The following is a 279-nucleotide window of genomic DNA, read 5'->3' on the forward strand; positions in this document are numbered from 1 at the left end:
GTGCATTGGCATTAACAGGAATGGCATCAACAACGGCCTTTGCCGAAGTAACAGCCAATGCAGCAGCTACTTCTAACTACTTATGGCGCGGACAAGAGCAAACTGGGGGCGATGCAGCTGTCTCTGGTGGTATTGATTACGCTAATGAATCTGGCTTTTATGCGGGTACCTGGGCGTCAAATGCGTCTTGGGCCGATGAAATGACCTACGAACTAGATTTATACGCAGGTTTTGGCGGCGCTATTAATGAAAACGTAAGTTATGACGTAGGTTATATTT

1 protein-coding gene is annotated in these 279 nt (G+C 46.6%); it reads left to right on the plus strand.

What is annotated here, in order from left to right; genetic code table 11:
* On the plus strand, positions 1 to 279 hold a 279-nt coding region (locus tag AAEY72_RS14645; RefSeq protein ID WP_352311264.1), incomplete at both ends, for a TorF family putative porin.

The organism is Psychrobacter sp. W2-37-MNA-CIBAN-0211 (assembly GCF_040309405.1).
GTDB classification, from domain to species: Bacteria; Pseudomonadota; Gammaproteobacteria; order Pseudomonadales; family Moraxellaceae; genus Psychrobacter; species Psychrobacter glaciei.